This window comes from Phaeacidiphilus oryzae TH49 (assembly GCF_000744815.1).
Lineage (GTDB): Bacteria > Actinomycetota > Actinomycetes > Streptomycetales > Streptomycetaceae > Phaeacidiphilus > Phaeacidiphilus oryzae.
This window is the reverse complement of sequence record NZ_JQMQ01000005.1, coordinates 4,962,548-4,988,844: the sequence shown is the minus strand read 5'-3', so window position 1 is coordinate 4,988,844 and position 26,297 is coordinate 4,962,548. Positions and strand designations below refer to the sequence as shown.

At 72.0% G+C, this 26,297-nt stretch carries 21 protein-coding genes, 2 tRNA genes and 1 pseudogene; 10 read left to right on the top strand and 14 right to left on the bottom strand.

What is annotated here, in order from left to right:
• Positions 1-18: 18 nt before the first annotated feature.
• From clpX to BS73_RS25765, 5 genes are all read right to left on the bottom strand, one after another.
• Entirely contained in the window at positions 19-1,308 is a 1,290-nt protein-coding gene (clpX, locus tag BS73_RS25785) for an ATP-dependent Clp protease ATP-binding subunit ClpX (protein WP_037581114.1), read from the bottom strand.
• Between the two features lie 299 nt (positions 1,309-1,607).
• Positions 1,608-2,267: an ATP-dependent Clp protease proteolytic subunit gene (locus BS73_RS25780; RefSeq protein ID WP_051940593.1), complete on the bottom strand. Its 660-nt coding sequence runs from the start codon at positions 2,265-2,267 to the stop codon at positions 1,608-1,610.
• Positions 2,268-2,378: 111 nt separating this feature from the next.
• On the bottom strand, positions 2,379-3,020 hold the full coding sequence (locus tag BS73_RS25775; protein ID WP_051940590.1) for an ATP-dependent Clp protease proteolytic subunit: 642 nt from the start codon (positions 3,018-3,020) through the stop codon (positions 2,379-2,381).
• Between the two features lie 290 nt (positions 3,021-3,310).
• Positions 3,311-4,732, bottom strand: coding sequence for a trigger factor (gene tig, locus BS73_RS25770; protein ID WP_037576379.1), 1,422 nt, complete (start codon positions 4,730-4,732; stop codon positions 3,311-3,313).
• Positions 4,733-5,000: 268 nt separating this feature from the next.
• A tRNA-Pro gene (locus BS73_RS25765) sits at positions 5,001-5,074 on the bottom strand.
• Positions 5,075-5,327: 253 nt separating this feature from the next.
• Between BS73_RS25765 and BS73_RS25760 the strand changes: the two genes are divergently transcribed.
• Together BS73_RS25760 and BS73_RS25755 are read left to right on the top strand one after the other, a co-directional pair.
• A tRNA-Gly gene (locus BS73_RS25760) sits at positions 5,328-5,398 on the top strand.
• A 103-nt stretch (positions 5,399-5,501) separates the two neighbouring features.
• Positions 5,502-6,341, top strand: a complete 840-nt coding sequence (locus BS73_RS25755; RefSeq protein ID WP_051940587.1) for an alpha/beta fold hydrolase — start codon at positions 5,502-5,504, stop codon at positions 6,339-6,341.
• Positions 6,342-6,387: 46 nt separating this feature from the next.
• Here BS73_RS25755 and BS73_RS25750 read toward each other — a convergent pair whose 3' ends face one another.
• A complete protein-coding gene (locus BS73_RS25750) occupies positions 6,388-9,354 on the bottom strand; it encodes an AfsR/SARP family transcriptional regulator (RefSeq protein WP_051940584.1) in 2,967 nt (988 codons plus the stop codon).
• A gap of 175 nt (positions 9,355-9,529) precedes the next feature.
• On the opposite strand from BS73_RS25750, the gene BS73_RS25745 reads away from it, so the two are divergent.
• Positions 9,530-9,751 (top strand): hypothetical protein, encoded by a 222-nt coding sequence (locus BS73_RS25745; RefSeq protein WP_037576376.1) that lies wholly within the window; start codon positions 9,530-9,532, stop codon positions 9,749-9,751.
• Between the two features lie 165 nt (positions 9,752-9,916).
• Entirely contained in the window at positions 9,917-10,327 is a 411-nt protein-coding gene (locus BS73_RS25740) for a VOC family protein (protein ID WP_037581103.1), read from the top strand.
• 80 nt (positions 10,328-10,407) lie between these two features.
• Here BS73_RS25740 and BS73_RS25735 read toward each other — a convergent pair whose 3' ends face one another.
• Both BS73_RS25735 and BS73_RS25730 read right to left on the bottom strand, forming a co-directional pair.
• Positions 10,408-10,602, bottom strand: coding sequence for a hypothetical protein (locus tag BS73_RS25735; protein ID WP_037576373.1), 195 nt, complete (start codon positions 10,600-10,602; stop codon positions 10,408-10,410).
• Positions 10,603-10,842: 240 nt separating this feature from the next.
• The gene (locus BS73_RS25730; protein WP_084704357.1) at positions 10,843-12,186 is read right to left on the bottom strand and encodes a PP2C family protein-serine/threonine phosphatase; all 1,344 of its coding nucleotides are present in this window, start codon (positions 12,184-12,186) and stop codon (positions 10,843-10,845) included.
• Between the two features lie 74 nt (positions 12,187-12,260).
• Between BS73_RS25730 and BS73_RS25725 the strand changes: the two genes are divergently transcribed.
• Positions 12,261-13,586 (top strand): GNAT family N-acetyltransferase, encoded by a 1,326-nt coding sequence (locus BS73_RS25725; RefSeq protein ID WP_051940580.1) that lies wholly within the window; start codon positions 12,261-12,263, stop codon positions 13,584-13,586.
• A 76-nt stretch (positions 13,587-13,662) separates the two neighbouring features.
• Here the strand turns inward: BS73_RS25725 and BS73_RS25720 are convergent, their stop codons facing one another.
• On the bottom strand, positions 13,663-14,130 hold the full coding sequence (locus BS73_RS25720) for a ribose-5-phosphate isomerase (protein WP_037576371.1): 468 nt from the start codon (positions 14,128-14,130) through the stop codon (positions 13,663-13,665).
• 42 nt (positions 14,131-14,172) lie between these two features.
• Complete coding sequence (locus BS73_RS25715; RefSeq protein WP_037576369.1) at positions 14,173-14,787, bottom strand: biotin transporter BioY; 615 nt, start codon at positions 14,785-14,787, stop codon at positions 14,173-14,175.
• A gap of 442 nt (positions 14,788-15,229) precedes the next feature.
• Here BS73_RS25715 and BS73_RS25710 point away from each other — a divergent pair, with 442 nt between their 5' ends.
• Positions 15,230-16,681, top strand: a complete 1,452-nt coding sequence (locus BS73_RS25710; RefSeq protein ID WP_200886732.1) for an amino acid permease — start codon at positions 15,230-15,232, stop codon at positions 16,679-16,681.
• Positions 16,682-16,802: 121 nt separating this feature from the next.
• Here the strand turns inward: BS73_RS25710 and BS73_RS25705 are convergent, their stop codons facing one another.
• The gene (locus tag BS73_RS25705; protein WP_037576367.1) at positions 16,803-17,444 is read right to left on the bottom strand and encodes a DsbA family oxidoreductase; all 642 of its coding nucleotides are present in this window, start codon (positions 17,442-17,444) and stop codon (positions 16,803-16,805) included.
• Positions 17,445-17,667: 223 nt separating this feature from the next.
• On the opposite strand from BS73_RS25705, the pseudogene pepN reads away from it, so the two are divergent.
• The 3 genes and pseudogenes from pepN to BS73_RS25695 form a co-directional block, all read left to right on the top strand.
• Positions 17,668-20,373 (top strand): annotated as a pseudogene (pepN, locus tag BS73_RS25700) (aminopeptidase N); the annotation flags it as partial.
• A gap of 57 nt (positions 20,374-20,430) precedes the next feature.
• Complete coding sequence (locus tag BS73_RS39930; RefSeq protein WP_235215731.1) at positions 20,431-21,312, top strand: SDR family NAD(P)-dependent oxidoreductase; 882 nt, start codon at positions 20,431-20,433, stop codon at positions 21,310-21,312.
• An 89-nt stretch (positions 21,313-21,401) separates the two neighbouring features.
• On the top strand, positions 21,402-22,361 hold the full coding sequence (locus BS73_RS25695) for a sterol desaturase family protein (protein WP_037576359.1): 960 nt from the start codon (positions 21,402-21,404) through the stop codon (positions 22,359-22,361).
• 57 nt (positions 22,362-22,418) lie between these two features.
• Here BS73_RS25695 and BS73_RS37690 read toward each other — a convergent pair whose 3' ends face one another.
• Genes BS73_RS37690 through BS73_RS25680 form a run of 3 tightly spaced genes read right to left on the bottom strand, consistent with a single transcriptional unit; the run spans position 22,419 to position 24,602 of the window.
• Positions 22,419-23,087 carry a hypothetical protein gene (locus tag BS73_RS37690; RefSeq protein ID WP_037576358.1) on the bottom strand — a complete coding sequence of 223 codons (669 nt, stop codon included), beginning with the start codon at positions 23,085-23,087 and terminating at the stop codon, positions 22,419-22,421.
• 38 nt (positions 23,088-23,125) lie between these two features.
• The gene (locus BS73_RS25685) at positions 23,126-24,274 is read right to left on the bottom strand and encodes a WXG100 family type VII secretion target (RefSeq protein ID WP_037576356.1); all 1,149 of its coding nucleotides are present in this window, start codon (positions 24,272-24,274) and stop codon (positions 23,126-23,128) included.
• Position 24,275: 1 nt separating this feature from the next.
• Positions 24,276-24,602 (bottom strand): type VII secretion target, encoded by a 327-nt coding sequence (locus BS73_RS25680; RefSeq protein WP_037576354.1) that lies wholly within the window; start codon positions 24,600-24,602, stop codon positions 24,276-24,278.
• Between the two features lie 258 nt (positions 24,603-24,860).
• Here BS73_RS25680 and BS73_RS25675 point away from each other — a divergent pair, with 258 nt between their 5' ends.
• Positions 24,861-26,279, top strand: a complete 1,419-nt coding sequence (locus tag BS73_RS25675; protein WP_051940575.1) for an HNH endonuclease signature motif containing protein — start codon at positions 24,861-24,863, stop codon at positions 26,277-26,279.
• Positions 26,280-26,297: the final 18 nt, after the last annotated feature.

Genomic DNA, 26,297 nt, shown 5'->3' with positions numbered 1-26,297 from the left:
CAGGCCGCCCGCTACGCGCTACGCGCTCTTCTCGCGGCGCTCGCGCTTGATGATGTCGCGCGGGACGAGGGTCGGGTTGACGTGCTCCAGGACCACGTCCTCGGTGACGACCACCCGGGCGACGTCCTTCCGCGAGGGCACCTCGTACATCACCGACTGGAGGACCTCCTCCATGATCGCCCGCAGGCCGCGGGCGCCGGTGGTGCGCCGGATCGCCTGGTCGGCGATGGCCTCCAGGGCGCCGCGGCTGAACTCCAGCTCCACGCCGTCCAGCTCGAACAGCCGGCGGTACTGCTTGACCAGCGCGTTCTTCGGCTCGGTGAGGATCTGCAGCAGGGCCTCGCGGTCCAGGTTGTGGACCGCGGTGATCACCGGGAGGCGGCCGATGAACTCCGGGATCATCCCGAACTTGACCAGGTCCTCCGGCATGACGTCGCGGAAGAGGTCGCTGGAGTCGATCTCGTGCTTCGAGCGGATGTTCGCCCCGAAGCCGATGCCCTTCTTTCCGGCCCGGCCCTCGATGATCCGCTCCAGGCCGGCGAACGCCCCGCCCACGATGAACAGCACGTTCGTCGTGTCGATCTGGATGAACTCCTGGTGGGGGTGCTTGCGGCCGCCCTGCGGCGGGACCGAGGCCGTCGTCCCCTCCAGGATCTTCAGCAGGGCCTGCTGGACGCCCTCGCCGGAGACGTCGCGGGTGATCGACGGGTTCTCGCTCTTGCGGGCGACCTTGTCGATCTCATCGATGTAGATGATCCCGGTCTCGGCCTTCTTGACGTCGTAGTCGGCCGCCTGGATCAGCTTGAGGAGGATGTTCTCGACGTCCTCGCCCACATAGCCGGCCTCGGTGAGGGCCGTGGCGTCGGCGATGGCGAACGGCACGTTCAGCATCCGGGCCAGGGTCTGCGCCAGGAGGGTCTTGCCGGAGCCGGTCGGGCCGAGCAGCAGGATGTTGGACTTGGCGAGCTCGATGCCCTCGTCCCGGCCGCCCGCGGGCTGCCGGCCGTTCTCGCCCGCCTGCACCCGCTTGTAGTGGTTGTAGACGGCCACCGAGAGGGCCTTCTTGGCGGCCTCCTGGCCGACCACGTAGCCGTCCAGGAACTCGTAGATCTCCCGGGGCTTGGGCAGCTCCTCGAACCGCACCTCGGAGGACTCGGCGAGCTCCTCCTCGATGATCTCGTTGCAGAGGTCGATGCACTCGTCGCAGATGTACACACCTGGACCGGCAATGAGCTTCTTCACCTGCTTCTGGCTCTTGCCGCAGAACGAGCATTTGAGCAGGTCGCCGCCGTCACCGATGCGTGCCACGAGGTGCTTCCCCTTCGCCAACGGCTCCGCGTGGGCAGGAGCCTGGTGTGGTTTCCGACGGTACTCCGTCAGGGACGCCGATCCGCCGACTTCGGATGCTTGCCCGTCCGCCCGGGGCGAACAAGCCGGACTGCGCGCCGAACGGTTGGGGTCCGGCCGGGGCAGTCCACACAGGCGGACCGACACCGATGGTGCCAGGCCCGGCCCACCGGATGGAAGACGGGGGCCGGGCGCGGGCGTGTGATACCGGGCTCAATCCCGGCGGGGGCCCGGTGGAACCGGGCCGCGAGGGGGCGTCCTCAGCCCGCGAGGGAGGACTTGCGGGTGGAGATGATCTGATCGATCAGACCGTACTCCAGCGCCTCCTCCGCGGTGAGGATCTTGTCGCGCTCGATGTCGTCGCTGATCTGCTGCACGTCCTTCTTGGAGTGCTTGGCCAGCATCTCCTCCAGCTGCGAGCGCATCCGCAGGATCTCCTTGGCCTGGATCTCCAGGTCGGAGACCTGGCCGCGGCCGGTCTCGGTGTACGGCTGGTGGATCAGCACCCGGGCGTTCGGCAGCGCCATCCGCTTGCCGGGGGTGCCGGCGGCGAGGATGACGGCCGCGGCGGAGGCCGCCTGGCCCATGCAGACCGTGGCCACGTCGCACTTGACGTACTGCATGGTGTCGTAGATCGCGGTCAGCGCCGTGAAGGAGCCGCCCGGGGAGTTGATGTAGATCTGGATGTCCCGGTCGGGGTCCATCGACTCCAGGCAGATCAGCTGGGCCATGATGTCGTTCGCCGAGACGTCGTCGATCTGCGCCCCGAGGAAGATGATCCGCTCTTCGAAGAGCTTGGCGTACGGGTCGTACTCGCGGACGCCCTGGGAGGTGCGCTCGACGAAGCGGGGGACGATGTACCGCCCCTCGGCGCGGAGCTCGCGGTCGTAGGTGGCCTGCATCTCATGCTGCTGATTCATCGGTACTTCAAAGCCTCTCGTGGGAGGGCCGGCGGACGGCCGGTCGGGAAGCGGAGCGCGGGTTCTGACGCCGGATCAGGCGCCGAGGCGCATGCCGTGCGGCACGCGCCGTCAGGCGCCCGTGCCGCCGCCGCCCGGGACGTCCGCGGCGCTCGCCATGATGTCGTCGATGAGGCCGTACTCCTTGGCCTCCTGCGGGGTGAACCAGCGGTCGCGGTCCGAGTCCGCAGTGATCTTCTCGACCGACTGGCCGCTGTGGAAGGCGATCAGCTCGGCCATCCGGCGCTTGTTGCGGATCAGCTGCTCCGCCTGGATCCGGATGTCGGAGGCGGAACCGCCGAGGCCGGCGGAGGGCTGGTGCATCAGGATCTCGGCGTTCGGCAGCGCGAAGCGCTTGCCCTTGGCGCCGGCGGTCAGCAGGAACTGGCCCATCGAGGCCGCCAGACCCATCGCGATGGTGACCACGTCGTTCTTCACGTACTGCATGGTGTCGTAGATCGCCATGCCGGCCGTGACCGAACCGCCCGGGGAGTTGATGTAGAGGTAGATGTCCTTCTCAGGGTCCGCCGCGAGCAGCAGCAACTGGGCCGTGATCTTGTTGGCGATGTCGTCGTCGACCATCTGGCCCAGGAAGATGATGCGCTCGTTCAGCAGACGGCTGTAGACCTGGTCGCCGAGCGCGGCGCCGGCCAGATCGCCGCCGGCGGCGCGGGGGGTCGCAAGCGCGGGAGTCTCGAACTGCGGAGTGGTCACGTATCCACCTGCTCGTTGTGATGGACGGCGGCATCGGCGGCAGCTGGCGCTGCCACCGGCGTCGTCGCGACGTCTTACTTCGAAGGCCGGCAAAGGCCCGCGTGTCCGGGCCCCTCACGCGTCTTCCGCGTGGTTACCAAGGACCCTAACGCGCGGGCCTGGCCCGACCATCCCCCACGCAGAACTGTTCGCTGTGAGCGCAGGGTGACCGCCGCACGCGGGGATCCGGCGGGGGCGGTAAGCGAAGGACCCGGGTGCGCGCGCCGCGCACCCGGGTCCCTGACGCTGGATCAGCCCTCGGAGGCCTCGTCAGCGGCGGCCTCGCCGGCGGTCTCGCCCGCCTCGGCGGCGGCCACGGCCTCATCGGCGGCCTCGGTCTCGTCCTCGTCCTCGAACGAGACCTCGTTGCCCTCCGTGTCGACGACCTTGGCGCCCTCGACGACCAGCGCCAGGGCCTTGCCCCGGACGACCTCGCCGACCAGCAGCGGCACCTGGCCGCCCTGGACGACCTGCTGGGCGAACTGGTCGGGCGACATGCCGGAGGAGGCGGCACGGCGCATCAGGTGCTCGGTGAGCTCGTCCTGGCTGACCGACAGCTCCTCCTTGGACGCGATGGCGTCCAGCACGAACTGGGTCTTGATGCCCTTCTTGGCCTGCTCCTCCAGCTCGGCCTGGAGCTCCTCCTCGGTCTTCTCCTCGGTCTTGAGGTAGTCCGCGAGGGTCAGGCCGGCCGGCTCCAGCTGGTGGTGCTCCAGGTTGTGCCGACGGGACTCCAGCTCGTCCTTGAGGAGCTTCTCCGGGAAGGGCATCTCGACCTTCTCCAGGAGGGCCTCAAGGACCTTCTCCTGGGCCTGGGTGGCCTGGTCGTACTCCTTCATCCGGGTGAGCCGCTTGCGGGAGTCCTCGCGCAGCTCCTCCAGGGTGTCGAACTCGCTCGCCAGCTGCGCGAACTCGTCGTCCAGCTCCGGGAGTTCCTTCTCCTGGACGGCGGTGACCTTGACCGTCACCTCGGCGTCCCGGCCGGCCTGGGAGCCGCCCTTGAGGGTGGTGGCGAAGGTCTTGGTCTCGTCGGCCTTCAGGCCGGTCACGGCCTCGTCGATGCCGTCGATGAGCTGGCCGGAGCCGATCTCGTAGGAGACGCCGGTCGCGGTGCCGTCCTCCGGGACCTCGTCGCCGACCTTGGCCTCCAGGTCCACCACGACCACGTCGCCGGCCTGGGCGGCCCGCTCGACGGACTTGGTGGTGGCGAAGCGGTCGCGCAGCTGCTCGACGGACTTGTCGATGTCCTCGTCGCTGACCTCGACCGGGTCGACGGTCACCTCGATGGACTCGAAGTCGGGGAGCTCGACCTCCGGGCGGATGTCCACCTCGGCGGTGAACTTCAGCTCGGCGTCCTTGCCCTCGGCGAGGCTCTCGATGCCCTCCAGGCCGTCGATGTCGGGCTGGCCGATGACGTCGACCTCGGTCTCCTCGACGGCCTGCTGGTAGAAGCGCGGGAGGGCGTCGTTGACGGCCTCCTCCAGCACCACACCGCGACCGAAGCGCTGGTCGATGATGCGGGCCGGGACCTTGCCCTTCCGGAAACCCGGGACCGTGATCTGCTGGTTGATCTTCTTGTACGCCGCGTCGAGGCTGGGCTTGAGCTCCTCGAAGGGCACCTCGACGGTGAGTCGAACCCGGGTCGGGTTCAGAGTCTCCACGGCGCTCTTCACGGTTCGGTCTCCTTGGGGGCTTGCGGTGTCCGGGCTGATGCCCGGGCCATTGCATGTGTCTGCTATCTCTGCATGTCTGGCATGTCTGGGTGTGCCGGCGGTCAGAACGTCAAAGCGTGCACACGCCACACGTACACCCGCCAGCGGACCATCCTACCGGTACCACAGGAACGGGCTGCCAGTCGCATCCGGCGGGGAACGGCGACGGGCCCGCCGCGCTGTGCGACGGGCCCGCTCGCTTGCTGACCGCTCGTGCTGCTCTCACTTGTCGGGGTGACCGGATTTGAACCGACGACCTTCCGCTCCCAAAGCGGACGCGCTACCAACCTGCGCCACACCCCGTCAGGTCGAGACGTAGCGTACATGCTCCCCCGCCCGGCGCCCGGCAGATTTTCCGCAGCGCTCCGCAGCGGCGGTCCGGGGCCGCGAAAGGCCCGGAAAACGGGGGTCCGCGCGGCGGCCCGCGGCGGCCCGGGGCCCTCGTCCCCAGGCTTCCCGAGCAGCCGATCCGGCGCGCGGAACGGTACCGGCGTGCAAGCAACTGATCCGACCCGCTACGCTGTTCCCCGGTCGCCGAGGCACAGCCCCGGCGCCTGCGGGCGTAGCTCAATGGTAGAGCCCCAGTCTTCCAAACTGGCTACGCGGGTTCGATTCCCGTCGCCCGCTCGGTATGACTCGGCCCCGGGCCGGCGAGAGATCGCCGGGCCGGGGCCGGTCTCGTTTTCCGGGGCGGGCGGGGCTGTCGGTGGGGGTGGGTAGGGTTCCGGGCATGGTGAGTGGGGAGTTCGGGGGCGGGGACGGGGTTTCGTATTTCTCGGGGCGGGGCGGGGTGCGGCTGGCCTATCGGGAGATGGGCGAGGGGCGGCCGCTGGTGCTGCTGCACGGGTTCACGGGGGACGGGACGCTGTGGCTGCGGTACGGGCAGGCGCAGGCGCTGGCGGAGCGGGGGTGGCGGGTCGTGCTGCCGGACTTCCGGGGGCATGGCAGGAGCGACCGGCCGCACGAGGCGGCGGCGTACCCGGCGGACGTGCTGGCGGAGGACGGGCTGGCGCTGATCGGGCACCTGGGGCTGCGGGACGGGGCCTACGACCTCGGCGGGTACTCGCTGGGGGCGCGGATCGCGGTGCGGATGCTGGTGCGGGGCGCGGCGCCGGGGCGCGCGCTCCTCGGCGGGCAGGGGCTGCGGGAGGTGCAGGGGGTCGGGGGCGGCGCCGGGGCGTTCGTGCGGCGGGTGTTCTCGAAGCCGGCCGGGGAGTTCGAGCCGGGGTCGAAGGAGGCCCGGGCGGCGGAGTACTACCGGCAGGCCGGGGAGGACCCGGTCGCGCTGCTGCTGGCGCTGGACTCGGTGGTGGCCACCCCGGCCGAGGAGCTGGCGGAGGTGCGGGTGCCGGCGCTGGTGGCGATGGGGCGGGAGGACGAGCGCGCGGTCTCGGCCGAGGAGTTGGTCGCGGCGCTGCCGGCGGGGGTCGGGCCGGCCTGGGTGCCGGGCGATCACGGGACGGCGCCAGCGTCGGCGGAGTTCACCGCGGCGGTGGCGGACTTCCTCGGCGGGGGCGGCGGTGGGGGGCATCTGCCCGGCAGCTCGGGCGAGAAGGGGGAGGACACCTGATGCGCGACTGGAGGGCCGACGGGCGCGCGGAACCGGCCGCGGCCGCTCACCGGGCGGGGTGCGTCGGCTCCTTCTGGGCCTCGTGTGCGGCGAGTTCGTCCAGCTGCGAGAGCACCGTCGCCGACTCCGGGACGTTGATGCCGGCGAAGATCGCGTGCGCCTCCTGGAGGCAGCTCCGTCCGCGCTCGGTCTGATTGGAGCGGACGAAGGCGAAGCCCAGCGCCGCCTGGGCGAGCCCTTGGCAGTAGGCGCCGTTGGTCTCACGGCCGATGGACAGCGCCTGCTCGGCGCAGGCGATGGCGTCCGGCAGCTCGCCGAGGTCCAGATTGCACTCGGCGAGCCGGGCGAGGGCCAGGCCTTCGAAATTGAGCCGCTGCTGGCGCCGGTAGAGGACGAGAGCCTCGCGCAGGTGCTCCGCCGCGATGTCCGGACTGCCGGTCAGGCGGAGCACGATGGCGAACTGGTAGAGGGTGTCCGCGATGGACATCGGGTTGACCGAGGCCCGGGCCGTGACGAGGGCCTCCGACACCGTCTCCCGGGCCTGCTCCGGCTGGCCGGCCGCGAGGTGCGCCCGGGCGAGGTTGGCTAGGGTGCGCGCGGCTCCGGGCGGGTTGTCCGAGCAGTAGGTGCGCGCCTCCTCGAGGAGGGGTATCGCCTCGGCGGGCCGGTTGGTGGCGCTCAGCACCACGCCGAGGGTGTTGGCCACCCCGTACCGGGTGATGCCCTCCGCGAGGTCGCTCGCCGCCAGCAGCTGTGCCGCGGAACGGAGTTCGGCCTCGGCCGCCGTGTAGTCGCCGCCGAGGTAGCCGAGCACCCCGAGGAGGAAGCGCGCCCGGATCTCGGAGAGGAGGTCCGCGGCGGCGCCGGCCGCCTGGATCGCCGCGGTCAGCACCCGCTCCAGATCGCGCCGGTACATCCGGGCCTCGATCAGCCACAGCCAGGTGAAGAGGAGGTCGACCGCGGTCCGCGGTCCGCCGGTGCGCTCCCTGACCGTCTGCTCCGCCAGGGCCAGCAGGCCAGCGTGCTCGGCGGCCAGCCAGGAGTGCGCCTCCTCGGGCGTCTCCAGGGTGCAGCCCTCGGACGTGGTCGGCGGCAGCTGCCCGGTGAGCACGTCGTTCGGCTCCAGCAGCCGGGAGGCGCAGCGGACGGTCGCCTGGAAGTGGTCCATCAGCCGATGGAGCGTCAGCTCGCGCTCCTTCGGGTCCTCGTGGCGCTCGGACTGGCGGCGGGCGTAGAGGCGGATGAGGTCGTGATAGCGGTAGCGCCCGGGCTCGGGGGACTCCAGCAGCCCCGCGTCGACCAGGGACTCCGCCAGGTCCTCCGCGCCGTACTCGTCCGTGCCGAGCAGCGCGGCCGCCGAGGCGCGCGAGAAGTCGGGGCCGTCCGGCAGCGCCAGCAGCCGGAAGGCGCGGGCCTGCTCGGGGGTGAGCTGGGTGTAGCCGAGGTGGAAGGTGGCCTCCACGGCGAGGTCGCCCACGTGCAGCTCGTCCAGCCGGCGCCGCTGGTCGGCGAGGCGCTCCGCGAGCGTGGCGACGGTCCAGCCGGGCCGCGCCGCAAGGCGGGAGGCCACGATCCGGACCGCCAGCGGCAGCCGTGAGCAGACGCCGACGACCTGGCGCGCCGCTTCCGGCTCCGCGGCGACCCGCTCCGGGCCCGCGATGGTGGCGAAGAGCTGGAGCGCCTCGTCCTCTTCCATCACGTCCACGTCGAACGCCCGCACCCCGGCGAGGCCCGCCATCCGGGCACGGCTGGTGACCACGACGGCGCAGCCGGCGGTGCCCGGCAGCAGCGGCCGTACCTGGGCGGCGTCCCGGGCGTTGTCCAGCACCACCAGCAGGCGGCGGTCGGCCAGGAGGGTGCGGTACATGGCCGAGCGCCGGTCCGAACCGTCCGGCACCTCGCGGGCCGGGACCCCCAGGGTGCGCAGGAAGTCGCCGAGCACGGTGGCGGGGTCGGTGGGGCTGGGCCCGGCGCCCGCCAGGTCGGCGTAGAGCTGGCCGTCGGGGAAGTCGCTGCGGATGCGGTGGGCGGTGTGCACCGCCAGGGTGGTCTTCCCGACGCCGCCGATGCCGGCCAGGGCGCTGATCACGACCGTACGGGAATCGGGGGCCCGCAGGATGTCGGAGAGCTCGCTGATCAGCTTGGAGCGCCCGGTGAAGTCGGCGATGTCGATGGGGAGTTGGGCTGGGGTCAACGGGAGCGCGGAGACGCCCTCGGCGTGCGGGGCGGGGGCGAGGTCCGGGTCGCCGGCGAGCATCCGGCCGTGGAGGGCTGCGAGTTCGGGACCCGGTTCCACGCCGAGCTCGTCGACCAGGATGCGGCGGGTGTCCGTGTAGACGGCGAACGCCTCGGCCTGCCGTCCGCTGCGGTACAGCGCCTGCATGAGCAGCCCGCGCAGGTGCTCGCGCAACGGGTGCTCGGCGGAGAGGGCGGTGAGCTCGGCGACCGTGTCGGATGCCCGGCCGAGCGACAGTTCGCCTTCCAGCCATGCCTCTTGGGCGCGCAGGCGGAGTTCCGCGAGCCGGCGGCGCTCCGCCTCCGCGTACGGTCCGGTCGCGCCGGCGAGCGGGACGCCCTCCCAGAGGGCGAGCGCCTCGGCCAGCGCGCCCTGGCCCTCGGCGGTGCCCGACTCGGCGGAGGCTACGGCCTGTTCGAAGCGGAGGGCGTCGACGTCTTCCGCCGGGACCCTGAGCAGATAGCCGTCGGCGACGGAGGTGAGGATGCGGCCCGGGGAACGGGCGGGCCGGCCCGGCTCGAAGAGGGCGCGCAGCCGGGACACGTACGTCCGCACGGCGCCGACCGAGCGCGGCGGGGGCTCCTCACCCCAGAGCGCGTCGATGAGCTGCTGGGTGGTGACCAGCCGACCCGCGTTGAGCAGCAAGACGCAGGCGACGGCCAGCTGTTGGGGCGAGCCCAACCCCGCGGAGTCGTCGCCGCGTTGGACGCGAACCGGACCGAGCAGCAGGAAGCGCGGTCGGTCTCCGCCGGCGTCCAGTCCCCTCCCGTCCCGCATGGACCTTCTTCTCCCGGAGTGCGCAACGTACGAAAGTACGCGTCGCGGACGAATGTACACCGACATCCGCAGGTTGTTGATTGTCTGTTGATTCGACTGTGCCAGGATTCCGACGTACTGCCTACCGGACCGATCGGCCTGGGTGGGGCCAGCACGTTTCCCTCAAGGAGTCGCCATGTCATCTGCGGACGAGACGGCCACGGTCAAGCCGGAGAACGGCGTGACCCAGGAGACCGCCAAGCCGAGGAACGGGGTCACCCAGGAGACCGCCGCACCGCGGAACGGGGTCACCCAGGAGACCGCCGCACCGCGGAACGGCGTGACCCAGGAGACGGTGACCCCCGACAACGGGGTCACCCAGGAGACGAAGGAAGCCGGCGAGGCCGACAAGGCCTGACTGGACTGCGGTCGGGGCTCCGCGTGGGGAGAGCCCCGGCCGCCGACCACGGCACCGCCGCGCATCGAGGAGGTGCGGCGGTGCCGTTCCGTTTCGGCTCGCCTTCCGCGAGCGGATGGCGTGTGGATCGGTAGTCGTCAGTGGTGCCGAGTAGGTTGTGTGGGCATGGAGTTGACGCAGGTTCGGTTGATCGTTGACGACTTCGCGGTGTGCTTTCGGTGGTATCGCGATGTGCTGGAGTTCGTGCCGCAACAGAGCGGGCCGGAGGCCGAAGTGGGGCCGTACGGCAAGTTGACTCCCCGGGGGAACGGGACCGCCGGGGCGGCGGTGGCGCTGCAGGCGGCCGAGCAGTTCATGGAGTCCGCCGCCTGGTGGTCGGCGGACGGCCGGCGGGGGCGGGCCCTGGTGGTGCTGCGGACCGACGACCTGGATGCGGAGTTGGCCGGGATACGGGCGCGCGGGGGGATCGTCCTCGACGGCCCGCGGACCGTGTGGGGGCGGATGCGGGTGGGCTACCTGCGCGATCCGGAGGGGAACACGGTCGAGTTGCAGGAGTGGCTCGAGTCCCGGGGGTGAGCCGGTGCCGCGGCGCCGGGGAGCCGCGGCGGCGGGACGGACGCGGTGACGGGACGGACGCGGTGACGCCGCCGAATCCCTCAGTGCGTCAGGCCGTTGAGGGTGGACGCGATCTGGTTGAGGAAGGACTTGATCGGGGGCGCCGCGGACGTCTCGGCGAGGAAGAAGCCGAAGAGCGCGGCCAGCAGGGCCCAGCCCAGCTTGATGCTCTTGTTGCGGATCACGATGATCAGGATGATGCCGAGCAGCAGCACGGCGGAGATCGAGAAGACCACCCGGATTCACTTCCTCGTTCGCGACTGTTGCACGCTCACAGGACCGGGCCACCCTCCGTTCCCCGCCCGCTGACAGTTTGTCCGGCGGGGTGCGCCCCGTAAAGTCGTTCCGCGATGACACTGTCCCTTCTGACGGGTTTCCGCCGCACTTGACCACCCGTCATGTGGCGAAGTTGACGATTTGCTGCCGGGTGGCAGAGGTTTCGGCCGTATGTCTGTCGGCCGAGTGTGCGGAAACTGTCAGCCGCGCCAGATCAGCAGGACGGCGCGGTCGTCGTCGGCGCCCTGGGCGACCGACTCGATCAGCCGGGTCGCCGCGCCGCGGAAGGGGGTTCCGACCATCCGGTCGGTGGCGCCCATCAGCCGGTCCATCCCCTCGGTGAAGTCCCGGCCGGGCGCCTCCACCACCCCGTCCGTGCAGAGCATCAGGACGTCACCGCTGCCCATCCGGCCGCGTACGCCCTCGAACTTGGCCGACTCGAAGATGCCGAGGAGCGGCCCCTCGGCCTCGCGCATCCGCCAACTCCCGTTGCCGGCAAGGCGGTGCATCCCCGGCAGGTGCCCGGCGGAGAGGAGCTCGTACTCGCCCGTGTCCAGGTCGAGGACGAGGTGGGCGGCGGAGGCGAAGCCCTCCTCCCAGTCCTGGCGGAGGAGGTAGCCGTTGGCCGCCGGCAGGAAGTCGTGCGGCGGCAGCGAGCCGAGGAGGCCGCCGAAGGCCCCGGAGAGGAGGAGCGCGCGGGACCCGGCGTCCATCCCCTTGCCGGACACGTCGGCGAGGACGACCTCCAGGAAGCGCTGGCCGTCACCGGTGCGGGCGGCCACCACGAAGTCGCCGGAGAAGGACTGCCCGCCGGCCGGGCGCAGCGCCATGTCCGCGTGCCAGCCGTCCGGCAGGCCCGGGATCTGGCTCTGCACCCGCAGCCGCTCGCGCAGGTCGAAGAGCATCGATCCGCCGCGCCGCCAGGGCACCCCGACCCGGTTGCGGAACTGGGCGATCAGCATGCCGAGCGCGCCGATCGCCAGCACGACCAGGACGGTCCCCGGGGTCACCCGGCCGGGCCCGCCGTCCCACGGTCCGAGGAGCCGCGCCTCCAGCGCCAGCGCGACCGCGACCGCGCCGTAGAGGAGGACGAGGCTGCCGGGACGCAGCAGCAGCGCGCCGACCAGCACCGGCAGCAGGAGCGCGAACGGCGGGAACCAGACCGGGGTGGCCAGCACGCAGAGCACGATCAGGATCGGGACGAGGAGGATCAGCGAGCCGAAGGCGATCCAGTCGGAGGCGTCGCCCCGGAAGTAGTCGACCGCGGTACGGCGCAGCCGCCGGCGGGCGCGGTAGAGCGCACGGCGGATCCTCGCCAGACCGGAGTCCTGGGGCGGCCCGGAGGGGCGCGAGGGACGGGAGGGACGCGAGGGCTCGGGCGGACGGCCGGCCTCGGATACGGGCGCGGGCGCGGCCTCGGGTACGGGCGCGGCCTCGGGTACGGGCGCGGCCTCGGATACGGGCGCGGGCTCAGACCCCCCAGGCCCCCCTGACGACGGCGAGGAGGAGGCGGGCGGCACGGAGCCGGCGGTGGTCCCGCTCATGCCGGCAGGCCCGCCCCCGCGCGCCGCGCGGAAATCTCCTCGCTGCCTGCCGCTGCTCCTGATAGGCACGTCATATGGATACTCAGCCGTCTCCCCTGAAACCGGTCCCGTCGCCGACCCCGCTCGACCTGAGCACCCTCGCGCCGGACGAGTGGAACACCTGGTACGGCGTCCTGGAACGCGCCTTCGGCGGGGTGGCGGAGGCCCCCGAGGAGCGAGCGCTCTGGCACGACCTTACCGAGTTCGACCGCTCCATCGCGGTATACGACGGTAAACCGACAAAACAACTTGTCGCGGCGTCAAGCGCGTTCTCCTTCCGCGCGGTCGTCCCCGGCGGGGCGGAGGTTCCGGCCGCCGGGATCACCATGGTGGGCGTCCTCGGCACCCACCGCAGGCGGGGCGTGCTGAGCGCGATGATGCGCCGACTGCTGGACGACGCGCGGGAGCGCGACGAGCCGCTGGCCGTCCTCACCGCCTCCGAGCCGGCGATCTACGGCCGGTTCGGCTTCGGCGTGGCGTCCCGCAAGATGCGGGTCTCGATCCCCCGCCACCGCGTGCGGATCGTCCCGCCGTCGGACCCGAGCGGGTTCCTGCCGCATGGACCGGTCCCCCGGCTCCGGATGGTCGACGCCGCCGAGGCCGCCCCGGCCTGCGAGGAGCTGTACCGGAGGGTGGGCCCCGGGCGGCCCGGCTGGCTGGCCCGCCCGGACGGCTGGGAGCGGCAGGCGGTGCTGGACCCGGAGTCCTACCGAGGCGGCGGCTCCCCGCTGATGTGCGTCCTCGCCGAGGATCCGGAGGCCGCCGGGGACGCCGGCGGCGGCCTGCGCGGGTACTCCCGGTACTCGGTCAAGCCCGGCTGGGAGTGGCAGGGCGCCAAGGGCACCGTGAACGTGCGGGACGTGCAGGCCGCCGACCCGGTGGCGTACGCCGAACTCTGGCGCTACCTGCTGGAGATCGACCTCACCGACACCGTGGTCTGCGCCAACCTGCCGGTCGACGACCCGCTGCTGGAGCTGGTGACCGATGCGCGGAGGTGCGACGCGGGCGTGGTCGATTCGCTGCACGCCCGCCTGGTGGACCTGCGCGCCGCCCTCTCCGCCCGCCGCTACACCCGGCCGATGGACGTCGTCCTCGAGGTGGCCGACGACTTCTGCCCCTGGAACGAGGGCCGTTGGCGGCTCAGCGCGGACGCCGAGGGCCGGGCGGTCTGCGAGCGCACCGCGGACCAGCCGGATCTGGCGCTCACGGCCAGGGAGTTGGGCGCCGCGTACTTCGGCGCGACAAGCCTGGCGCAGCAGGCCGGCGCCGGCCGGATCGCCGAACTCCGGCCCGGCGCGCTGGCGGAGGCCTCGGGCGCGTTCGCCACGGACGTGGCGCCCTGGCTGCCGCGGGGATTCTGAGCGCAGGCGAGACGGCCGCCCCCGCAGGCCTTCGCGGGCTGTCGCGAAGCCAGACGGGGGCGCGTCCCGCCGCCGCTCACTCCGTCGGCGGAAGCTCCCCGGTGGTCTCGTACTCGGTGAGCATGTCGATCCGGCGCTGGTGGCGCTCGGCCGCCGAGAACGGGGTGGCCAGGAAGACCTCCACGAACCGGGTGGCCTCGGCCAGGCTGTGCATCCGGGCGCCGACCGAGACCACGTTGGCGTTGTTGTGCTCGCGGCCGAGGGTCGCGGTCTCCTCGCTCCAGGCGAGGGCCGCGCGCACCCCCTTGACCTTGTTGGCCGCGATCGCCTCGCCGTTGCCCGAGCCGCCGATCACGACGCCGAGCGACTCCGGGTCGGCCGCGGTCCGCTCGGCGGCACGCAGCACGTAGGGCGGGTAGTCGTCCTCCGCGTCGTAGACGTGCGGACCGCAGTCCACCGGCTCATGGCCGTTGCCGGCGAGCCACTTGACGAGGTGCTGCTTGAGTTCGTATCCGGCGTGGTCGGATCCCAGGTACACGCGCATGGGGTCAGCTTACTTGGGGCGGCCGGCGCCGGATCGGAGGGCTCAGCGGCGCGCGGCGAGCTTCCAGGCGGCCGGCAGCAGGCCCATGGCCAGGACGACCTTGATGGCGTCGCCGATCAGGAACGGCACCATGCCCAGCGCCAGCGCCTTGCCGAGCCCCACGTGGAGGGCGATCGCCAGGTAGGGCACGCCGATCGCGTAGATCGCCAGGCTGCCGAGGACCATCGCGCCCGCGGTGCGCAGCGGGGTGCGGTCGGCGCCGCGCCGGGCCAGCGCGCCGACCAGCGGGGCGGCGGCCAGGTAGGCCAGCACGTAGCCGAAGCTGGCGAACGCGGCGCCGGAGCCGCCGCCGGCGAACCAGGGCAGGCCGGCCATGCCGAGCAGCGCGTAGAGGGCGAGCGAGGCGAAGCCGCGGCGGGCGCCGAGGGCCGCGCCGACCAGCAGCACGGCGAAGGTCTGGCCGGTGACCGGCACGGGGGTGCCGGGGATCGGCACCGAGATCTGCGCGGCGATGCCGGTGAGCGCGGCTCCGCCGGCCACCAGGGCGGCGTCGCGGGCGAACGCCCGGGCGCGGCTGCCGGCCGCGGGCAGCTGATCGGCGAGGACGGCGCCGGGGCGTATCGCGGAGGGGCTGCTGGTCACGGTGGTACTGCTCATGATGGGCACTCCGGTCGGCTCTTCGGCTGTGGTGCGTGGGCGTACTGCTGGTGCTGCCGGCGGTACTGCCGCTGCGGGCGGTTCGTGTGAACGCCCGTCAACGTGTGACGGCCTACGTCAAGTTAGCGGACGGACGATTCGGGTGCAGCGGCCGTAATCGACAAGATCGGCAGCGGTAACTTTGTCGACTTCGTGGCGGCCTCTCCCTCGGTCGGCGACGGACGTGTGCCGTCTCACAGCAGACCACGGGTCGCACACCGCAGGGAACGTGCCCCGCTTCACACCCGTCCGGCGGCCGCCCGTGGCGCCGTAGCCGTGGGGCGACTCTTCGTGTCGATGGTGACCGAATCGCGGTCAGAGCCCGCCGCACTCCGTACAAGTACCGCAGGATGTCCGAACACTGAACACCGTGTCCCAATATCCGAACGTCTGGATAGAACCGATGTCCCCAACCCGCGCGGCCGAATCGACCGCCGCGGCCGTCGAGCCGGCCTCCGCCGAGCCGACCGGCCCCGGCACCGGCACCGGCACCCCCGGCGAAGGCCAGCTCTCCCGGTCCCTGAAGCGCCGCCACCTCTCGATGATCGCCCTCGGCGGAGTGATCGGCGCCGGCCTCTTCGTGGGCTCCGGATCGGGCATCGCCTCGGCCGGGCCGTCCATCGTGGTGGCCTTCGCGCTCAGCGGCCTGCTGGTGATGCTGGTGATGCGGATGCTCGGCGAGATGTCCGCCGCCCACCCGGCCACCGGCTCCTTCTCGGTGCACGCCGAGCGGGAGATCGGGCCCTGGGCCGGGCTCACCGCCGGCTGGATGTACTGGGCCATGCTGACCCTGGGCGTGGCCGCCGAGGCGACCGCGGCCGGCGGGATCATCCACGGCTGGCTGCCGTTCCTCCCCGCCTGGGGCTGGGTGCTGGTCTTCATGGCCTTCTTCTGCCTGACCAACTGCACCGCGGTGAAGAACTACGGCGAGTTCGAGTTCTGGTTCGCGGCGATCAAGGTGGCGGCGATCGTCGCCTTCCTGGTGGTCGGCGTGCTGGCGATCTGCGGAGTGATCGACACCGCCCCCGGGGCGAGCAACCTGACCGGTGACGGCGGGTTCATGCCGCACGGCGCCGGCGGCCTGATCTCCGGCATCCTGGCCACCGCCTTCGCCTACGGCGGCCTGGAGACGGTGACCATCGCCTCCGCCGAGTCGGACGACCCGGTGCGCAACGTCACCGGCGCGGTCCGCACCGCGATGTGGCGGATCGCCCTCTTCTACGTCGGCTCGATGCTGGTCGTGGTCACCCTGGTGCCGTGGAACGACCCGGCGGTCGCCACCGACGGCCCGTACGTCGCGGTGCTGGACCACCTCCACATCCCGGCGGCCGGGCAGATCATGAACGTGGTCGTGCTGATCGCGCTGCTGTCGGCGATGAACGCCAACATCTACGGCTCCTCGCGGATGGCGTACTCGCTGGTACGGCGCGGGCAGGGGCCGCGGGCGCTGGCGAGGGTCAGCGGGGGCGTGCCGCGGCTCGCGGTGATCGCCTCCTGCGGGTTCGGCTTCCTGGCCGTGCTCGCCGGGGTGCTCTGGCCGACCACGGTCTTCACCTGGCTGATGAACATGGTCGGCGCGGCCGTGCTGGTGGTCTGGGGCTTCATCGCGGTGGCGCAGCTGCGGATGCGGCGGCGGCTGGAGCGCGAGGCGCCGGAGCGGCTGGTGCTGCGGATGTGGCTGTTCCCGGTGCTGAGCTGGGTCGCGCTGCTCGCGGTGCTGGCCGTGCTGGCGCTGATGACGCTCCATCAGGACACGCTGACGCAGCTGTACTTCACCGGCGGGCTGACGGCGGTGCTGGCGCTGCTCGGCGTCGCAGCACAGCGGCGGCGGAAGCGGTCGGCGGCAGCGGCCTGACGGCGGGCGGCTGACGGCTGACGGCGGGCGGCGGGCGGCGGGCGGCCGACGGCCCCGCAAGCGAACGGGTCCCCCACACCTCCATGGCGTGGGGGACCCGTCCCGTTCGGTCCTCGGCCGCTCAGTCGAAGATCGGGCCCACCGTGCGGGTGCGCTTGATCTCGTAGAAGCCGGGGGTGGAGGCCACCATCAGGGTGCCGTCCCACAGCTGCGCGGCCGCCTCGCCGCGCGGCGCCGGGGTGACCACCGGGCCGAAGAAGGCGACCCGCGGGCCGTCCGGCCCCTCCGGGCCGTCCACCGCGATCACCGGGGTGCCGACCTCCTCGCCGACCAGGGTGATCCCCTCCTTGTGGGAGGCGCGGAGGGCCTCGTCGTAGGCTTCGGACTCGCCCGCCTCGACGAGCTCGCGCGGCAGGCCGGCCTCCTCCAGGGCGTCCGCGATGACCTCCGGCGAGCGGCCCAGGTCGCGGTTGTGGAAGCGGGTGCCGAGCGCCGTGTACAGCGGGCCGAGGACGTCGTCGCCGTGCTGCTGCGCGGCGGCGATGCAGACCCGGACCGGGGCCCAGGCCTCCTTCATCAGCTGCTGGTACTGCTCGGGCAGGTCGCGGCCCTCGTTGAGCACCGCCAGGCTCATCACGTGCCAGCGGACCTTCACCGGGCGGACCTTCTCCACCTCGAGCATCCAGCGGGACGTCATCCAGGCCCAGGGGCAGAGCGGGTCGAACCAGAAGTCGGCGACCTTCGGCTGGGTGGTGTCGGTCATGTCACTCCTCAGGGGTGAACCGGTTCGGTGCGGGGCGTGCCGACGCTGGTGCGGGCGGCCCCCGGCGCCTCCTCCAGCGGCAACGCCGCTCGCCGCGCGGGGATTCCCGGCGGGAACGCGGCGGGTCCCGAGGGGTACACCCAGGCGGCGCAGAGGGGCCCGTGAAAGGATGCAGCGGGTCCACAGGATCCACACGTCCAACGGAGCACAAGGAGCCGACGCCGTGCCTGGAGCAAACCTCACCAGGGACGAGGCCCGCGAGCGGGCCCGCCTCATCAGCGTGGACTCGTACGAGGTGCACCTCGATGTGACCTCGGCGAACCGTCCTGCGGAGGGCAGCTCGGCCGGTACGTTCGCCTCGCGGACCGTGCTGCGCTTCCGCTGCGCCGAGCCGGGCGCGGCGAGCTTCGCCGACCTCCTCGCCCCGGCCGTCCGCTCGGTGCGGCTGAACGGCGAGGAGCTGGATCCGGCCAAGGTCTTCGACGGCTCGCGGATCGCCCTCCCCCGCCTGGAGGCCGAGAACGAGCTGGTGGTCGAGGCGGACTGCGCGTACAGCAGGACCGGGCAGGGCCTCCACCGGTTCACCGACCCGGTCGACGGCGAGACCTACCTCTACACCCACTACGAGCCGGCCGACGCCCGCCGGGTGTACGCGAACTTCGAACAGCCCGACCTGAAGGCCCCGTTCAGCTTCTCGGTCACCGCCCCGCTGCACTGGGAGGTGTTCTCCAACTCGGCGGCCAGCGGCGACCCGGAGCGCACCGAGGACGGCACCGCCCTCCTCTGGCGGTTCGGCCCCACCCCGCGGATCTCCACCTACATCACCGAGATCGCCGCCGGCCCGTACCACGTGGCCCGCGACCACTACTCGCGGACGCTGGACGACGGCCGCCGGATCGAGATCCCGCTGGGCGCGATGTGCCGCCGCTCGCTGGCCAAGTACTTCGACTCGGACCGGATCTTCGAGGTCACCAAGCAGGGCCTGGACTTCTTCCACGAGGCCTTCGACTACCCGTACCCGTTCGGCAAGTACGACCAGGCCTTCGTGCCGGAGTACAACATCGGGGCGATGGAGAACCCGGGCCTGGTGACCTTCCGCGAGGAGTTCGTCTACCGCTCGAAGGTGACCGAGGCGGCCTACGAGAGCCGGGCCTGCGTGATCCTCCACGAGATGGCCCACATGTGGTTCGGCGACCTGGTCACCCCGCAGTGGTGGGACGACCTGTGGCTGAAGGAGTCCTTCGCGGACTACATGGGCTCGCTGTCGCTGGTCGAGGCGACCGCGTTCAAGGCGGGCTGGGTCACCTTCGCCAACCGCCGCAAGGCCTGGGCGTACCGGCAGGACCAGCTGCCGACCACCCACCCGATCACGGCGGACATCCGCGACCTGGAGGACGCCAAGCTCAACTTCGACGGGATCACCTACGCCAAGGGCGCCTCGGTGCTCAAGCAGCTGGTGGCGTACGCCGGGCGGGAGGAGTTCTTCGAGGGCGCGCGGCGGTATTTCAAGCGCCACGCCTTCGGCAACACCCAGCTCCAGGACCTGCTGGACGTCCTCGTCGAGACCTCGGGCCGGGGCGCCGAGGCGATGGCCGAGTGGTCGCGGGCCTGGCTGCAGACGGCCGGGGTCAACTCGCTGACCCCCCGCCTGGAGACCGACGGGGAGGGCAGGATCACCGCCTTCGCGATCCTCCAGGACGCCCCGGAGGACCACCCGACGCTGCGGCCGCACCGGATCGCGGTCGGCTTCTACGACTTCGCGGGCTCCCGGCTGACCCGGGTCAAGCAGGTCGAACTGGACGTCGCCGCGGAGCCGGTGACGGAGGTGCCGGAGCTGGTCGGCGAGCGGCGCCCGGCGCTGGTGCTGGTCAACGACGGGGACCTGACGTACTGCAAGATCCGCTTCGACGAGGGCTCGCTGGAGACCGTCCGCGAGCACCTCGGCGACATCGCCGATCCGCTGGCGCGGGCGCTGGCCTGGTCGGCGATGTGGAACCTGGTGCGGGACGGGCTGCTGCCGGCCGCCCAGTACCTGGCGCTGGTCGACCGGTTCGCCGGCCGGGAGACCGACATCGGCGTGCTGCAGTCGCTGCACGGCAACGCCGAGACGGCGCTCCAGGAGTACGTCGCCGACAGCCACCGCCCGGCGGCCGCGCAGGCGCTCGCCCGCTGCGCGGAGCGCGAGTTGCGGGCCGCCGAGCCGGGCAGCGACCGGCAGCTGGCCTGGTCGCGGTTCTTCTCCAGGACGGCGGAGGGCGAGGAGCAGCTGCGGATCGCCCGCGGCCTCCTCGACGGCACCGTCGCGATCGAGGGCCTGGACATCGACCAGGAGCCGCGCTGGGCGCTGTGGGAGACGCTGGTGATCGCCGGCCGGGCCGGGATGCCGGAGCTGGACGCCGAGTTGAAGCGGGACAACACGGCGAGCGGCAAGCGGCTGTACACCCGCTGCGTGGCGGCACGGCCGGAGCCGGCCGCCAAGGAGGCGGCCTGGCAGGCGGTCGTCGAATCGGACGAGCTGCCCAACGCGCTGGTGGACGCCACCGTCGCCGGCTTCCAGCAGCTACCGATCGAGGGCGGGGACCGGGACGGGAGCGGGGACGGGGACGCGAGCGGGGACGGGGACGCGACCGGGGACCGGCACGGCGGCGGGCTCGCTCTCCTCGAACCGTACGTGGAGCGGTACTTCCAGGTGATCGAGCCGGTCTGGTCCGAGCGGTCGATCGAGATCGCCGTGCGGATCGTCGAGGGGCTCTTCCCGTACCGGATCATCTCGCCGGCCACCCTGGAGCGGACCGATCGCTGGCTGGCCGAGCACGCCGAGGCGGCGCCGGCGCTGCGGCGGCTGGTGCTCGAATCCCGCGACGAGCTGGCGCGGGCGCTGCGCGCGCGGCAGCGGGACGCGGGCGACGCGCGCGACGCGGCGGCAGGGGCGGAGGCGGGGCGTGACGGGCGGGGGCGTGACGGGCGGGGCGTGACGGGCGGGGGCATGACGGGCGCGCCCGCGCCTGGCACGGCCGGCGCTTCGCTGCCCGGCCGGCCGCCCACCGCGCTGGTCACCGGCGCCACCGCCGGGATCGGGGCGGCGTTCGCCCGGCGGCTGGCCGCGGACGGCTTCCGGGTGGTGCTGGTCGCCCGGGACGAGAAGCGACTGCGGGAGTTCGCCGCGAGCCTCCCACGCGGCGGCGCGACCGGCGCGGCCGGGGCGGCCGGGGCGGAGGTGCTGGCCGCGGATCTGTCCACGGAGGCCGGGATCGCCGCCGTCGAGCAGCGGCTCCAGGGCCGCGCCGACCTCCCCGCCGCGCCCGTCGACCTCCTGGTCAACAACGCCGGCTTCGGCCATCCGCAGGGCTTCCTCGACACCCCGGTCGAGGAGGAGGTGGCGATGCTCCGCGTGCACTGCGAGGCCGTGCTCCGCCTCACCCGGGCCGCGCTGCCCGGGATGATCGAACGCGGCGGCGGCCGCGGGGTGATCAACCTCGGCTCGGTGGCCGCGTTCTACCCGCGCGGGACGTACAGCGCGTCCAAGGCATGGGTGGTGAACTTCAGCGAGAGCGCCCGCTCGGCCGCCCACACCGAGCGCGCCCGGCGCCCCGGCGGCAGCCGACGAGGCGTCAACATCATGGCCCTGTGCCCGGGTTGGGTCCGGACCGAGTTCCATGAGCGGGCGGACATGGACGTCTCGGCGATCCCCGAGTCGCTGTGGCTGGACGCCGACCGGGTGGTCGACGCGGCCCTGCGCGACTTCCGGCGGGGCCGCCCGGTCTCCGTCCCGGACGCGCGCTACGCCGCCGCGGTCGCCGCCTCGCGGGCGCTTCCGCGCCGGCTGTCGGCGTACCTGGCGGCCCGGTCGGGGCCGTCACCGCGGTAGCCGCTCGGGCCCGAAATAACTTACTCGCGCGTAAAAATCTTGTTCCGACCCCTCCCCACCAGCGCCGACCGTCCGTAGCATCAGCGGACATGCCCACCACGAGCCTCCCGGACGCGGTCACCTGGTCGATCCCCGCGTTCATCCTGCTGACGGTCGTCGAGATCGTGTCCTTCCGGCTGCACCCGGACGAGGACCAGCGGGGGTACACCGTCAAGGACAGCGCCACCAGCATCACCATGGGGCTGGGCAGCCTGGTCACCAACCTGCTGTGGAAGCTGCCCGCGGTGGCGATCTACACCGCCCTCTACGAGCTGACCCCGCTGCGGGTGCCGGTCCACTGGTGGACGACCGTTCCGCTGATGCTGCTGGCGCAGGACTTCTGCTACTACTGGTCGCACCGCTCGACCCACCGGGTGCGGATCCTGTGGGCGCAGCATGTGGTGCACCACTCCAGCCAGGCCTTCAACCTGTCCACCGCGCTGCGGCAGCCGTGGACCGACCTCACCTTCGGGGTCTTCTACGTCCCCATGGTGCTGTGCGGGGTCAGTCCGGCGGCGGTCGCGTTCTGCTCCTCGGTGAACCTGGTGTACCAGTTCTGGATCCACACCGAGCGCATCGGCCGGTTGCCGGCGCCGCTGGAGTTCGTCCTCAACACACCGTCGCACCACCGCGTCCACCACGCCTCGCAGGGCGGCTACCTGGACCGCAACTTCGCCGGGATCCTGATCGTCTGGGACCGGCTGTTCGGCACCTTCACCCTGGAGACCGACCGTCCGGTCTACGGCCTGACCAAGAACATCCGCACCTACAACCCGCTCCGCGTCGCCACCCACGAGTACGTCGACATCGCCCGCGACCTGCGCGCGGCGACCGCCCGCGGCCAGGGTGCCGGAGCCACCTTCCGCATCTGGGTCAACCACCTCTTCCGGGGGCCGGGTTGGGCGCCGGAGGCCGAGCGGGCCGGCGCCGTCGCCGCCACCACCGAGGCCGCCGCCGCTTCCGCCTCCGCCGACACCGCCGCGTCACCCCAGCCGGTCACCGGAGGCTGAGCCCGTCGCAGGTGGCCCCCGTCGTCACCCGTCGCACGTCGGCAGTCGCCTGCCCCGCTATCCGTCGTTCAGCAGCGCCGACAGGTACTTCTCGTTCGACTGGATATCGGGGTCCAGGGAGATCCAGGAACCGTCGCCGAAGACCAGATCGACTCGCGTCCCCATGCGGCGCTGCCGGGTCCGCAGGGAATCCGGCATTCCCCGCGGGAACTCCGCGACCAGCTGCTCCGGCTGCTCCGGCAGGGTGTCCCAGTCCGTACCCGCGTGGAACACCAGCACCCTGCGGTCCGTCACCACGAAACGCAGGTGCGGACTGAGCGGATTGGCTCGCGCGGAGGAGAAACCCCAGGCCGCCAGCCGGAACTTGCCCGCCTCGCTGGACCAGCCGCCCCGCCACACGCCTCGCTGCCCCCAGGTACTCCCCTGCGAGCTCGAGTTGAAGGGGTTCACACCGCTGAAGAGGTCCATGATGCCGAGCACCCAGAACACCGGCGTCAACCACGAGTGCCCCTCGCTGCGCGCGGTCCTCCCGGAAGGGGCCGACTGCGTCCCGCCGACCACGACCTGACGCTCCACCACCTTCTTCGGAGGAGCCGCCAGCCGGGTGTGGAGATTGACCGGGGCGACGCCCTGGAGCTGCTCTCCCGACTGCCACCATGGGGCCAGCAACTGGGAGAACCACTCGACCGCGGCTTTCCGCCGCTCTTCAACCGCTCCGGTCGCCATGCACTTTCCGTTTCGTCGTCAGGCGTCAGGCACAGGCATCAGGCCGACTTCACGCTGTTCAAGGTCTCAAGATACGACAGAATCACGTGGTTGCCCTGAGACGCCCCAGTCCCCGCGCCCGCGGGCAGACGTTCCGAGAAGGGCAGCTGATACGGCGCGGGCGTCGACCCTCCCGCCGCGTCGGTGGCCATATGGACACCGCCGTCCTGGGTGAAGGTCTCTTTCACGCCGTGGAACATGTCGCTCCCCAGAGCGGGCCACATATTGCCCGCCGAGGGCAACCCCAGAAGCGCGGCCACCTTCCCGCCGGTCTTTCCGTAGAGCTGCCCCAGCGCCTGCCGCGCGGCCGGCTCCATCTCCTGAAGGCCCCGAATGTGGGCGGCCCGTGCGTCGCTGCCCGCCTTCATGGCTTCTTCCAGAGCCTTGGCGTCCTTCTTGGCCGCGCTGCCCGCGCGCAGTCCGAGCTTCGAATCGTGGATGGCGGAGTGAATCGCCTTCCGCGCGCGCCAGAGCTTGTTCAGCTTCGCCAGCCCCTCGGCCGACTTGACCTCCTTGCCCGCCTCCTCGATCTCCTTGAGCATCTTGAGGAGGTCCCGGAGTATCCGGCCGAGCTTCGTGGTCTCCTCGGTGGCCCGGGCGACGAACGCGGCGACCTCGGCTCCCTCGGCGATGGTGCCGACGATGGTCGCCAGCCCGAAGGTCACGAGATCCGCGACCGCCGTCGCGGCCAAGGTCATCGCGGCCCATTCGATGAGCTCGCGGATGATCATTTTGATCACGTCTTCGGCCATCTGGCACTCCTGACCGGCCTGGTTCAGGATCTGTGCCGTCTGGGCCATGTCCTGCGACATGGACTCGACCTGCTCGACGATATCGCCCATGAATCCGCTGAACCTGTCGGACGCGTCGCCCGTCCAGTTCGCGTCCAGCGGCTTCGCCCCCGACCGGAGCTGCTGCGCCAGCTGATCGGCGGCGTGGGCCTGGTCCAGCCACTGCTGACCGGCCTGGTGGAGGGCGTCCGCGTTTCCGGTGACCTGCTCCAGCATGTGCTGGAGCGGCGTGTGGTCGAGGACCGCCTGAACGCCCGAGTCGATCAGGCCGCCGATTCCGCCTTCGTGTTCCTTGTGGATCTCCGGCAATGCGGCGGGAAGGTTGAGGCCGGCCGCCCCGGTCCATTCATAGGCCACGTCAGGCCTCCCGCACGTGCAGGGACTTGAGCTCGGTGGCGTGGTGCTGGTCGACTTCCTGATAGGTCCTGGCGATGTCGGCCAGGCTCTCCCCTATCGCCTCCAGGAAATCCGCCATCTGGGAGGTATTGGTCTTCTCGGCCTGCGCGTGCGACTCGTACTGGCTGTGCAGACTGCTCGACTCGGGAAGATGCCCGAACCAATCCGCTGAGACGTTGACGGCGGCGAGACTGCCATGGATCCTGCGCATGGCATCGGCTTGCGCCTGCACCACCTTGGCGTAGTCCTGGACCGCTTGCGGATGGACCGTAAAACTGTCACCGGACATACATCTTCTCCCCGAGAAATCCCCGTCGGCCACCCTCTGCGCGGGGGAGGCCGAGAACGGCCCCACGCTATCGCAGCCCTACGGCGACCGAAAGCGTCGGATCCGCTACAGGCCCGGTACTCAAGCCCGGTGCTCCGCAGGGCGGTTGAGGAAATTCCCCCGCCGGTCCACGGCACCGCTGCTCCGGCGGCCCTGGATTGTCAGTGCCCCCTGGGAGACTGTTCGTACAGGGAAGTTCTGCGGGCTGGGGTGGGTCGGATGACGGTGATCACGGTGATGGCTCCGCCGACGGGGACGACGCAGGGGCGGTCGGTGAGCGGGGCAGCGCCCGGGGGCGCCACGGCGGACTCCCCCGCGCTGGGCGACGCCCTCGCGGCCGGCCTGGCCCGCACCGCCCCCTCCGGCGCAACCGCCGCCCGACTCGCCCAGCTGGTTCCGGCGGAGCTCTCGGACGGCGGCCGGGTGGACGCCCTCATCGCCCTCCACCGGCACCAGGGCTGGCTGCAGGCCATGGAGTTGCGCCTGCTGGCCGATCTGGAGGCGCAGCCGCTGCAGTGCATTCCCGGCCGCCCGGACGCCCTCGTCGACTTCGACGAGACCAGGGAGCAGGTCGCCGCCGCCCTCCACCTGCGGCCGGACACGGCGGGCGCGCGGTTGTGGGACGCGCGCCGTCTGGTCGGCCGCTTCCCCGCCACCGTGCGGGAGCTGGCCCGCGGCCGGATCCACTTCATGCAGGCCAAGGCCCTGGTGGAGACGACCGAGGTAGTGGCCGAGCAGCCCGAACTGCTGCGCGCGATCGAGGAGTCGGTGCTGCCGAGGATGCCGCAGCAGACGGTCTCGGCCACCCGGAAGTCCATCGAGCGCGCCATTCACCGCCTCGACCCGGACGGCGCCGAGCGCCGCCACGAGCAGGCCAAGGAGACCCGTGGCACCTTTGTGAGCCCCGAGCCGGAGGGCATGGCCACCTTCGGCGCCCGCCTCACCGCAGGCGAGGCGGCGCAGGTGGCGGCCGGTCTGGACGCGGTGGCCAAGGCGGCGCCCGAGGAGGACGTCCGCACGATGGGCCAGCGGCGGGCGGACGCGCTGGTCGCGCTCGTCGCCGGGCGGACCGCCGGCCAGGGGGCGGGAGTTGTCGCGCGATCCGCGACAGGTTCCCTCTCCCTCGGGCGCGGCCGGGTCGGCACCGTGGTCCAGGTGACGATCCCCTACGACACCCTGATCGGCGTCTCGAACGCCCCCGGCGAGCTCAGGGGCCACGGCCCGATCACGGCCGGCCAGGCCCGCGCGCTGGCCTTCGGCCCGGACAGCGTCTGGTACCGGCTGCTGCTGGAGCCCGCCACGGGACGCCTGGTCAAGACGGATCCCGCCGCCTACCGCCCCACCGCCGAGCTGGAACGGCACGTCATCGCGCGCGACCCGCACTGCCGCTTCCCGGGCTGCTCACGGCCCGCCGACCGCAGCGACCTCCACCACGTCCGCGCCTTCGCCCGCGGAGGACGCACCGACGAGGACAACCTGGTGCCGCTCTGCCGACGCCACCACCTCACGGCCCACCGGGCCGGCTGGTCGCTCGACTACGACCCGGCCGGCGGCGGACTGACCTGGACCGCCCCCACCGGCCACAGCTACGCCAGTCACCCGCACCGCTACCCCACCGGGGCCCCCGCCGCCGCCTGACCGCCGGACCGGGAACCT